A 10938-nucleotide genomic window follows, 5' to 3' on the forward strand; every position below is an offset into this window, starting at 1 on the left:
AAAGAACAGCATCGTGATCGCCGAGGAGATCTCGCCGGCGGACACGGCGCTGATGGACCCCCAGGAGATCGCCGGCTTTGCCTGTCTGCTGGGTGGCGCCGAGGGCCATACGGCGATCATGGCCCGCTCTCTCGGCCTGCCGGCGGTGCTCGGCGTGGCCGGCCTCATTCCCACCATCAAGAGCGGCGACATGCTGATCGTCGACGGCAGCAACGGCCTGGTCATCCGCAACCCCACGGCCCGGCGCCTCAGCGCCTATCAGCGTCGCCTCAAGGACATGGCCCGGGAGGCACGCTCGCTGGCGCGCCTCAGGGACATCCCGGCCGAGACCCGCGACGGCCAGCGGGTCACCCTGGACGTCAATCTGGAGCTGCCCCGGGAGGTGCCACAGGCGGCGCTGGTGGGCGCCGAGGGCGTCGGGCTGCTGCGCACCGAGTTCCTCTACATGAACCGCGACGATCTGCCCGGCGAGGACGAGCAGTACGCCGCCCTGGCGGAGATCGTCGGCGCCATGCAGGGCCGCCCGGTGACAGTCCGCACCCTCGACGTCGGCGGCGAGAAGCTGGCCTCCTCCCTGGGCGACCATCTGGGCGAGTCCCAGAACCCGGCGCTCGGCCTGCGCGCCATCCGGCTGTCGCTCAAGGAACCCAAGCTGTTGCGCACCCAGCTCGCGGCCATGCTGCGGGCCGGCGTCCATGGGCCCCTGCGGATCCTGCTGCCGATGATTTCCTCGCCCGCCGAGGTGGCCGCCGTGCGCAAGGAGCTGGACAAGACCGCTCGCCGCCTGCGCCGCCGCGGGGTCGCCATCGCCGACCCGCTGCCGCCCCTGGGGGTGATGATCGAGGTTCCGGGGGCCGCCCTGGCGGCGGACTCCCTGGCGCAGAGCTGCGACTTCTTTGCCATCGGCACCAACGATCTCACCATGTACACCCTGGCCATCGACCGCGGCGAGGAACAGGTGGCCTATCTCTACAATCCCCTGCACCCCGCCGTCCTGCGGCTCATCCAGTTCTCCGTGGAGGCGGCCCTGCGGGCACGGATCCCGGTATCCGTCTGCGGCGAGATGGCCGGCGACCCGCGCTTTACCGCGCTTCTGGTGGGGCTCGGCGTGCGCGAGCTTTCGATGTCTGCCAAGGCCATTCCCCGGGTCAAGAGCCGTATTCTCGGCCTGGATATGCAGGCGGCGGGCCGTCGGGCGCGCATGATCATGGATCAGGTGGACAGCGGGCGCATCGCCATGCTGGTCGACGACTTCAACGCTGCTGGCGCCTGAGGCGGTCTCGGCGCAGTTCCGGCCCGGCGGCCTTGCGGTGGCTCCCATTCGCTGATACATGAGCCGCGCCGTTTCCTGTGGGAACGGTTTGCCGGCACCTGCGCCGAGGATGGCCGCGTCCTTGTGCGAACGGAGCCAGACGGCCCGCAGCGGCCGCGGCTTTGGACGCGGCAGGCTTTCAGGCCAAGGATCGAAGCAGACCCAAGGGTCGCAGACGACAAGGATTCAAGAGGATGGACGGCATGGCCGATTTCACCGACTACCATGTGGCTGACATCTCGCTGGCGGACTGGGGCCGCAAGGAGTTGGACATTGCCGAGACCGAGATGCCGGGCCTCATGGCCCTGCGCGAAGAGTTCGGCCAGGCGCAGCCCCTGAAGGGCGCGCGCATCGCCGGCTCGCTGCACATGACCATCCAGACGGCGGCCTTGATCGAAACCCTGCAGGCGCTGGGCGCCGAGGTGCGCTGGGCCTCCTGCAACGTCTTTTCGACCCAGGACCACGCCGCCGCGGCGATTGCCGCCTCCGGCACCCCGGTCTTCGCCTTCAAGGGCGAGAGCCTGGAGGAATACTGGGAGTTCACCCACCGCATCTTCGAATGGTCCGACGGCGGCACGCCCAACATGATCCTCGACGACGGCGGCGATGCGACCCTCTTGATCCACCTCGGCATAAAGGCGGAGCAGGACCTCTCGGTGGTCGGCAACCCGACCAACGACGAGGAGGAGGCGCTCTTCGCCGCCATCAAGAAGCGCGTCGCCGAGAAGCCGGGCTGGTATTCCAAGCTCGGCGAGGCGATCCGCGGGGTGACCGAGGAGACCACCACCGGCGTGCACCGGCTCTACGAGATGCAGAAGGCCGGTACCCTGCAGTTCCCCGCCATCAACGTGAACGACTCGGTGACCAAGTCGAAGTTCGACAACAAGTACGGCTGCCGTGAGAGCCTGGTGGACGCCATCCGCCGCGGCACCGACGTGATGATGGCCGGCAAGGTCGCCGCCGTCGCCGGTTTCGGCGATGTCGGCAAGGGCTCGGCCGAATCCCTGCGCTCGGCCGGCTGCCGGGTGGTGGTCACCGAGGCCGATCCCATCTGCGCCCTGCAGGCGGCGATGGAGGGCTACGAGGTGGTGACCATGGAGCAGGCTGCCCCCCAGGCCGACATCTTCGTCACCGCCACCGGCAACGTCGACGTCATCACCGTCGACCACATGCGCGATATGAAGGACCGGGCCATCGTCTGCAACATCGGCCACTTCGATTCCGAGATCCAGGTCGGCGCCCTGCGCAACTACAAGTGGGACAACACCAAGCCCCAGGTCGACCAGATCGAGTTCCCGGACGGCAAGAAGATCATCCTGCTGGCCGAGGGCCGGCTGGTGAACCTGGGCGTGGCCACGGGCCACCCGAGCTTCGTCATGAGCGCCTCCTTCACCAACCAGGTGCTGGCCCAGATGGAGCTCTGGTCCAACGCCGAGGCTTACGGCAAGACCGTGGCCGTGCTGCCCAAGCATCTCGACGAGAAGGTCGCCGCCCTGCACCTGGAGAAGGTGGGAGCGACCCTCACCAAGCTGTCCCAGAAGCAGGCCGACTACATCGGCGTCAACGTCGACGGCCCCCACAAGCCGGAACACTACCGCTACTGATCGGCCGCTAGGAACCGGCGGGTCTGATTGGCGGCCCGACCGAATATGAAACCTTATCGGTCAAAGGGTTCGCCTGGTTCGGCCTCCCACACCGTCATTGCCGGACTTGTTCCGGCAATCCATCGAGGTCCGGGTCTCGGTCTTTCCATGGACCCTCGGGACAAGCCCGAGGGTGACGATGAGGAAGCGGATGGTCTTGGCATGCCATTGGAATCGCACCCTTCCTTTCGAGCCTGACTCTGAGACCCTGCCACCGCCGGGCCGCCCGGCGGCGGCGAAGCCCTGCCTTGCCGCTCTCCAAGCTTCGGCTTAGACTCTCCGCCGTGATAGGGCCCACGACAGCTAGGCGGCGCATCCGGACCGGAGGGGATTCGGCAGGGACCGGGCCATCGGGCTTGCCGCGCCGCCGGGGCATCGGCTGAGGCCATGGACCTGCTCTGGCTCGCCCTGGTGGGAATCTCCCTGGTGGCGCTGAGCGCCAGTCTCTGGGCCTTGCGCAGCAATCGGCTCCGCCTGGAAGCCACCGAACGGCAGGCCCGCGAGGCCGAGCGGCGCGCCGCCGCCCTTGCGGCGGAACTCGCCTCTTCCCCCTGGCCGCGGCTGCGAATCGGCGCGCAGGACGAAGCGGCCGAGCAGGATACCGTGGCCCTTGCCGGCCTGCTGGGCCTCGAGGCCTCGGGACCGCTGGGGCTGCCGCAGCTTCAGGAACGCCTGGAAGAGGCCTCCCGCTCCCGCCTCGACATGGCCGTGAACGCCTTGCAGGACCAGGGAACGCCCTTTGACCTGAGAGTGCGCCTGCGCGAGCCGGCGCGGGTGCTGCGGCTGTGCGCCGGCCAAACCGAAGGCGCGAAGGCCGCTGCGCCCCCGCCGGCTCCGATCGTCTGGCTCGAAGACGTGACGGAGACGGCACGCAAGGAAGCGGCCCTGAAGGCCCGAGCCAGGCAGATGCGGGCCATGGTCGACGCCCTGCCCCTGGCGCTCTGGGTGAGGGACGCGGACGGCACGCTGACCGACTGCAACCGGGCCTATGCCGAGGCCGTCGACTGCGAGGTCGCCGAAGCCGTCGACCAGCAGGCGGAGTTCCTCGGAAAGGCCAAGCGTTCGGCGGCCCGGGCCCTGGCCGAACAGGCCCGCAGCGGCGGCGAAGCCAGCAGCGAGACCCACCACGTGGTGATCGACGGCGCCCGCCGCCTGATGGAGATCTGCGAGCTGCCGTTCGGCGACACAGCGACCCTGGGCTTTGCCATCGACCGGACGCGCCTGGAGGAGGTTCAGGCCGAACTGGGCCGCTACATCCGCGTCCAGTCGGAGATGCTGGAGAACCTCTCCACCGCCATCGCCATCTACGGCCGCGACCTGCGCCTGATGTTCGCCAACAACGCCTATGCCCGGCTGTGGGACATCGACGAAGGCTTCCTGCAGAGCAACCCCCATCTCGGCGATGTGCTGGAGGCCCTGCGGGAGCGGCGGCGCTTCCCCGAGTATCCGAACTTCCCGGCCTACAAGCGCGAGGTCCTGCAGAAGTACGCCACCCTGATCGCCCAGGAAGAGGAACTGGTCCACCTGCCCGACGGCTCGACCCTGCGCATGGTGGTGACCCCCCATCCCTTCGGCGGCATCCTCATGTCCTACGAGGACGTCACCGACCGCCTGGCGCTGGAGCGCAGCTACAACACCCTGACCGAGGTGCAGCGCGAGACCATCGACAACCTCCACGAAGGGGTGGCGGTCTACGGCGCCGACGGGCGGCTGAAGCTGTTCAATCCCGGGCTCTGCCGGATCTGGGACCTGGACCCGGATTTCCTGCGCGGCGAGCCCCATGTGCGCGACGTGCTGCCCCAGGCCCGCGCGCTCTTCGCCATCGAAGACGAGGACTGGGACGGCTTTGCCGCCCGGGTGGTCGCCCGTACCACGGAGCCGGATGTGCGCAGCGGGCGCCACGAGCGCTCGGACGGGGCCGCCATCGACTGGGCGCAGGTGCCGCTGCCCGACGGCGGCGTGCTGTTCAGCTTTATCGACGTGACCGACACCATCCGCGTCGAACGCGCGCTCATCGAACGCAACGAGGCCCTGGAGACGGCGGACCGCCTGAAGTCCGAGTTCATCGCCAACATCTCCTACGAGCTGCGCACGCCGCTCAACGCCATCATCGGCTTCGCCGAGGTGCTGGAGAACCAGTTCTTCGGGGAGCTGAACGAACGTCAGCTCGAATACAGCCATGCCATCGTCAAGTCGTCGCAGCAGCTCATCGCGCTGATCAACGACATTCTGGATCTGGCCTCCATCGAGGCCGGCTACCTGCAGCTCGACCTGCAGCCCACCGACGTCTACCAGCTTCTGGAATCGATCTTCACCCTGGGCCGCGAACGCGCCCACAGCCGCAGCATCGACCTGCGCCTGGATTGCCCCAAGGACATGGGCGAGTTGCTGGCCGACGGGCGGCGCCTGCGTCAGGCCCTCTTCAACCTGCTCTCCAACGCCCTGAAGTTCACCAAGGAAGGCGGCGTGGTCACCATCGCCGCGCGGCGCCGGGACGGGGAGATGCTGCTGGAGGTCACCGATACCGGCATCGGCATTCCCGAGGAGGACCAGGAACGGGTCTTCGGCAAGTTCGAGCGCGGGTCCCGCGACAACCGCCAGGCCGGCGTCGGCCTCGGGCTCTCCCTGGTCAAGAGCCTGATCGAGCTGCACGGCGGCCGCATCATCCTGGATTCCGAGGTCGGCGGCGGCACCCGGGTGGTCTGCCACGTCCCCATCGCCAGCCACGGCAAGGAACTGCCCCGCGACGTCGCCTGAGGGCGGAGTGGGCCGGCGCCGGCAAACGCCGAGGAGCCTCAGAGTTTAGTTTGAAATAAATCACTATTTCAATGACTTGTGGGCGCCATCCCTTTCTACATCGTCACCCTCGGGCTTGTCCCGAGGGTCCATGGAGAGAGCGAGACCCGGACCTTGATGGATTGCCGGAACAAGTCCGGCAATGACGATATGGGGGGTCGGAGGGTGGGAGCCCGCTGACGGATAGGGCTTGATCTCGGGCCAAGCTCTCAGGGCTCCGCCGGGGTGGGCAGGCCCTTGGTGGTGGAGTATTCCCAGTGCAGCTCTTCGTCGGGATAGATCAGCGGGCGGATGGCGTGGGCCGCCATGGCCGCCTCGGAAAAGCCGGAAAGGATCAGCTTCAGCTTGCCCGGGTAGCTGGCGATGTCGCCGATGGCGAAGATGCCCGGCGCGTTGGTCTCGCTGGTTGCGGGCGCCACGGTGATGTGGTGATGGTCCAGGTTGAGGCCCCAGTCGGCGATGGGCCCCAGGTTCATGGAGAGCCCGAAGAAGGGCAGCAGAATATCCGCCGGCAGGGACTTCACTTGGCCCTCCAGGTCGGCCACCTCCACCGAGCTCAGCACGCCCCCGGCGCCGGTCAGTCCGGCGAGCTGATAGGGGATGACCAGGTCCAGTTTGTCGGTCTCCGCCAGGCGGTGCAGGCGTTCGACGGAGTCCGGCGCCGCGCGGAACTTCGGGCGGCGGTGGACGACATGGATCTTGGCCGCCAGCTCGGCGAGGGAGAGCGCCCAGTCGACCGCCGAGTCGCCGCCGCCGGCAATGACGATGCGCTTGCCGCGAAAGGCCTCGCGCCGCTGCACCAGATAGTGGACGGCGCTGCCCTCGTAATCCTCGATCCCCGTCAGGGGCGGCCGGTTGGGGCCGAAGGCGCCGCAGCCGGCGGCGATCATCACCGCCGCGGCGTCGATCTCGGTGCCCTTGGCGGTGGTCAGCCGCCAGCGCCCGGCCTCGCTCCGCTGCAGGCCGGTGACCTGCTGGTCCAGGTGGTAGACCGGCTCGAAGGGCGCGGCCTGTTCCGTCAGGCGGTCGATGAGTTCCTGCGCCATCACCTTGGGATAGCCGGGAATGTCGTAGATCGGCTTTTCCGGGTAGAGCGCCGCGCACTGACCGCCGATCACCGCCAGGCTGTCGACCACATGGCAGCGCATCTTCAGCATGCCGCACTCGAACACGGCGAAGAGGCCGACGGGGCCGGCGCCAATGATCGCGACATCGGTTGTCTGAGGTTCGGCGGGCAAGGAAGTCTCCTGGGAAAGCCGGGGGGACAGGGCGGCTGCCGGCTAAGATGGCGAGCGCGGGGCGCCTTGACAAGGCTCGCGCGCAAGGCCCGCGGGCGGTCCGGGGCGACGGTTGCCGCCGGCGGGCTGGCTGGGTAAAAAGCGCTCGATGACCACCGCGACTCCGACCCTCCCCTGCCTCGAGATCGAGCTTCCGGCGCCGGCCGACAGCGAAGCCCTGGGCTGCCGCCTGGCGGGGCTGCTGCGCCGCGGCGACGTGGTGGCCCTGCACGGCGATCTCGGGGCCGGCAAGACCACCCTGGCCCGTGCGCTGATCCGGGCCCTGCCCGGCCCTGAAGGCTCGGACCGCGAAGAGGTGCCGAGCCCCACCTTTACATTGCTGCAGTGCTATCCGCGCCGCCCGGCCGATGTCTGGCATTTCGATCTCTACCGCATCGAAGATCCGGAGGAGGTCTTCGAACTGGGCATTGAGGAGGCCCTCGCCGAAGGTATCAGCCTCATCGAGTGGCCGGAGCGCATGGGTGCGCTGCTGCCGGCGGACCGCCTCGACGTCACTCTCGCCTACCAGGACGGGGATGGCCCGATGTCCAGTGGCGGCCGACGGGCCACGTTGCAGGGGGGCGGCGATTGGCAATCGCGTCTCGCGGAGCTGCGGCCATGACTGCGGCACGCGAAGACCGTTGTCTGCGCTTTCTGGCAGAGGCCGGTTGGGGCGAGGCGGAGCGCCGGGTCCTCACCGCCGATGCCTCCTTCCGCCGCTACGACCGCCTGAACCGGGCCGGCGAGTCCGCGGTGCTGATGGACGCGCCGCCGCCGGAGAAGGACGTCTCCGTCTTCGGCCACATCGCCGGTCTGCTGCGAGACCTGAATCTCAGTGCGCCGCGCCCACTGGCCATGGATCGCGACGCCGGGTTCCTGCTGCTGGAGGACTTCGGCGACCGCACCTTCACCCGCGCCCTGCGCGACGGTGCCGACGAGGCTGGGCTCTACCGCCTGGCGGTCGACACCCTCATCGCACTGCACCGGCGCTGGCCCGCCGCGGAGCGTGCCGGACTGCCCGACTACGAAGGCGACCTGCTGATGGAGGAGGTCACCCGCTTCATCGACTGGTACCTGCCCGCCGTCACCGGGCGGGAGGCGCCGGCCCCGCTGCGCGAGTCCTTTGAGCAGGCTTGGCGCGATGTCATCCCCATCATGACGGCGGTGCCCCACAGCCTGGTGCTGCGCGACTACCATGTCGACAATCTGATAGATCTGGAGGCGCGCGAAGGCGTCGCGCGCTGCGGCCTCCTGGACTTTCAGGACGCGGTCTTCGGCCCGGTCACCTACGATCTGGTTTCCCTTCTGGAGGACGCCCGCCGCGACGTCTCGCCGGATCTGGCGGCGGAGATGCTGGCGCGCTACCGCGCGGCCTTCGACGATCTGGACGGGGAGGCTTTCGCGGCGTCCTACGCGGCGCTCGGCGCCCAGCGCAATACCAAGATCATCGGCAACTTCACGCGCCTCTGCCGGCGCGACGGCAAGCCTCACTATCTTCCCTTGATTCCCCGTGTTTGGCGTCTCTTGGAGGGCGATCTCGCCCATCCGGCGCTGGCCCCCTTGCGCGATTGGTTCGAACGCGCCCTTCCGCCCGAGATGCGATCAGTTCCCGAGGAGAGAGCGGCGTCGTGACCAGCATGCCGAAGACAGCGATGATCCTGGCCGCGGGCTTGGGCGAACGGATGCGCCCGATCACCGACAGCCTTCCCAAGCCTCTGGTGCCGGTCCACGGCACGCCGATGCTGGACACCATTCTCGACCGCCTGAGCGATGCCGGCGTCGAGCGGGTGGTCATCAACCTTCACTATCTCGGCGAGATGATCGAGCGGCACCTCAACGGCCGCCGGGCCCCGGCCGTGGAATTCTCCCGGGAGAGCGAGCGTCTTGAGACCGGTGGCGGTGTCCGCAAGGCGCTGCCCCTGCTGGGCGACGATCCCTTCTTCGCGCTCAACGGCGACGTCTGCTGGCTCGACGGCCAGACCCCGGGGCTGGAACGCCTGGCCGCCGCCTGGGACGCGGACAAGATGGACGCCCTGCTGCTGCTGCATCCCAGCGCCCTCACCCTGGGGTACGAAGGCGTCGGCGACTACGTCATGAATCCGGAAGGCCGCCTGCGCCGCCGGCGTGAGCGCGAGGTCGCCCCCTTCATTTTCGCCGGCATCCAGATCCTTCACCCGCGGCTCTTCGAGGGCGCGCCGGAGGGATCCTTCTCCCTGAACAAGCTCTACGACAAGGCGCAGGAGGCCGAGCGGCTCTGGGGCATTCGCCACGACGGCGAGTGGTATCACATCGGCACGCCGGAAAGCCTGCGCGAGGCCGAGGACGCGTTGCACCGCTTCGGCCCCTCATCGACGCAGACATAGCCAGCCGCCGCCCATGACCGCGACCAGCCCCGCCGTCTTCACCATTCCGGCCGGGCAGTCCTTTGTCGACGTTCTGGCCCGGGGGCTGCTCGAACGCTATGGCGGCGCGGCGCAGGGGATGGCCGGTGCCACCCTACTGCTGCCCACCCGGCGGGCGGCCCGCGCGCTGCAGGCGGCCTTCCTGCGCTGCTCCGGCGGGCGCCCCCTGCTGCTGCCGCGCATGCTGCCCCTGGGCGATCTCGACCCGGAGGAGCTGCTGTTCGACGGTAGCGCCGAGGGCCTGGGCGGGGGCGGCGCGGCCTTGCCGCCGGCCATGACCGCTTTGCAGCGCCAGCTTCTGCTGGCCGCCTGCATCCAGACCCACAGCCGCGCTCTGGCGGCCGACAGCGGCCTCGCCGCCATCAACGAGGACCAGGCCATTCGCCTGGCCGCCGAGCTGGCGCGGCTGCTGGACCAGGTCGAAACCGAAGGCCTGGATTTTGCCGCCCTGGCCGGCCTGGTGCCCGAGGACTATGCCGCCCACTGGCAGATCACTCTCGAGTTCCTGAGCATCGTGACCGAGCAATGGCCGGCCATCGAGCAGGGCCTGGGCGCCATGGGGCCGGCGGCGCGGCGCCGGCGTCTGGCCGAACTGCAGGCCGAGGCCTGGCGCCGCGATCCGCCGGCGGCACCGGTGATCGCCGCCGGCTCCACCGGCTCCATCCCCGCCACCGCCGAACTGCTGGCGGTGGTGGCCGGGCTGCCCCAGGGAGCCGTCGTCCTGCCGGGCCTGGATCAGGAGAGCGACGCCGAGATCTGGTCCGAGATCCGAGGGGACCCGGCCCATCCCCAGTTCGGGCTGGCCCAGTTGCTGAACCGTCTGGGCCTGGCGCGCGAGGCAGTGCGCCCCTGGCACACGGTAGGCCCGGCTGAGACCAGCGCCGCCAGGGCACGCTTCGCCGACATGGCCCTGCGTCCGCCGGGTGGCACGGCGCGCTGGCATGAGCCGCTGCCGCCGAGCGAGAAGGATGCCTTCCGCGAGGCCCTGGCCGACGTCGCCCGCATCGACTGCGCCGATCCGGCGGAGGAGGCGCTGGTCATCGCCCTGATCCTGCGCCGGACGGTGGCGGAGCCGGGCCGGACGGCGGCCCTGGTGACTCCGGACCGGGATCTGGCCCGCCGGGTCGCGGTCAACCTGCAGCGCTGGCAGGTGGCCGTCGACGATTCCGCCGGCACCGCCCTGGTGGCGACGCCGCCGGGGGTGTTCCTGCGGCTGATCGCCCAGGCGGTTGCCGAGGGGCTGGCGCCGGTGCCGCTGCTGGCGGCCCTGAAGCACCCGCTGGCCGCCGGCGGCCTGGTGCCCGCCGCCTTCCGCCGCCAGGTCCGGGCCCTGGAGTTGGCGGTCTTGCGCGGCGCGCGCCCGGCGCCGGGCCTGGATGGGTTGCGCCGGGCCCTCACGGCAAGCGGGACCGAGGACGACCTTCTGGATTGGTTCGACAGACTGGCGCAGCGCCTCAATCCTCTGGCCGATGTCATGGCGCAGCGCCAGGCCGCCCTGGCGGATCTGG

Annotated in this window: 7 protein-coding genes and 1 pseudogene; 7 read left to right on the forward strand and 1 reads right to left on the reverse strand. The window is 69.4% G+C overall.

The window, feature by feature from the left end:
• The 3 genes from ptsP to Q0996_RS07295 all read left to right on the forward strand — a co-directional run.
• A partial coding sequence (gene ptsP / locus Q0996_RS07285) for a phosphoenolpyruvate--protein phosphotransferase (RefSeq protein ID WP_299617171.1) occupies positions 1-1273 on the forward strand: 1273 nt, incomplete at its 5' end.
• 242 nt (positions 1274-1515) lie between these two features.
• Positions 1516-2916 carry an adenosylhomocysteinase gene (ahcY, locus tag Q0996_RS07290; RefSeq protein ID WP_299617173.1) on the forward strand — a complete coding sequence of 467 codons (1401 nt, stop codon included), beginning with the start codon at positions 1516-1518 and terminating at the stop codon, positions 2914-2916.
• Positions 2917-3342: 426 nt separating this feature from the next.
• Positions 3343-5712: an ATP-binding protein gene (locus Q0996_RS07295; protein WP_299617175.1), complete on the forward strand. Its 2370-nt coding sequence runs from the start codon at positions 3343-3345 to the stop codon at positions 5710-5712.
• A gap of 248 nt (positions 5713-5960) precedes the next feature.
• On the opposite strand, the gene Q0996_RS07300 is transcribed toward Q0996_RS07295, so the two are convergent.
• Positions 5961-6989, reverse strand: a complete 1029-nt coding sequence (locus Q0996_RS07300; RefSeq protein WP_299617177.1) for an NAD(P)/FAD-dependent oxidoreductase — start codon at positions 6987-6989, stop codon at positions 5961-5963.
• A 148-nt stretch (positions 6990-7137) separates the two neighbouring features.
• Here Q0996_RS07300 and tsaE point away from each other — a divergent pair, with 148 nt between their 5' ends.
• The 4 genes and pseudogenes from tsaE to Q0996_RS07320 form a co-directional block, all read left to right on the forward strand.
• Positions 7138-7650, forward strand: coding sequence for a tRNA (adenosine(37)-N6)-threonylcarbamoyltransferase complex ATPase subunit type 1 TsaE (gene tsaE / locus Q0996_RS07305; RefSeq protein ID WP_299617179.1), 513 nt, complete (start codon positions 7138-7140; stop codon positions 7648-7650).
• Complete coding sequence (locus Q0996_RS07310) at positions 7647-8660, forward strand: aminoglycoside phosphotransferase family protein (protein WP_299617181.1); 1014 nt, start codon at positions 7647-7649, stop codon at positions 8658-8660. The genes tsaE and Q0996_RS07310 overlap by 4 nt, the downstream gene beginning before the upstream one ends.
• 5 nt (positions 8661-8665) lie before the next feature.
• On the forward strand, positions 8666-9391 hold the full coding sequence (locus Q0996_RS07315) for a nucleotidyltransferase family protein (RefSeq protein WP_299617183.1): 726 nt from the start codon (positions 8666-8668) through the stop codon (positions 9389-9391).
• Between the two features lie 13 nt (positions 9392-9404).
• A pseudogene (locus Q0996_RS07320) lies at positions 9405-10938 on the forward strand (double-strand break repair protein AddB); the annotation flags it as partial.

The sequence above is a fragment of the Pelagibius sp. genome (genome assembly GCF_028289705.1).
In the GTDB taxonomy this organism is placed as follows: domain Bacteria; phylum Pseudomonadota; class Alphaproteobacteria; order Kiloniellales; family Kiloniellaceae; genus Pelagibius.

Excerpts from the sequence above, each read along its gene's own strand:
- ahcY (WP_299617173.1), top strand. The coding sequence starts at position 1,516 with ATGGCCGATTTCACCGACTACCATGTGGCTGACATCTCGCTGGCGGAC.
- Q0996_RS07295 (WP_299617175.1), top strand. The coding sequence starts at position 3,343 with ATGGACCTGCTCTGGCTCGCCCTGGTGGGAATCTCCCTGGTGGCGCTG.
- tsaE (WP_299617179.1), top strand. The coding sequence starts at position 7,138 with ATGACCACCGCGACTCCGACCCTCCCCTGCCTCGAGATCGAGCTTCCG.
- Q0996_RS07310 (WP_299617181.1), top strand. The coding sequence starts at position 7,647 with ATGACTGCGGCACGCGAAGACCGTTGTCTGCGCTTTCTGGCAGAGGCC.
- Q0996_RS07315 (WP_299617183.1), top strand. The coding sequence starts at position 8,666 with ATGCCGAAGACAGCGATGATCCTGGCCGCGGGCTTGGGCGAACGGATG.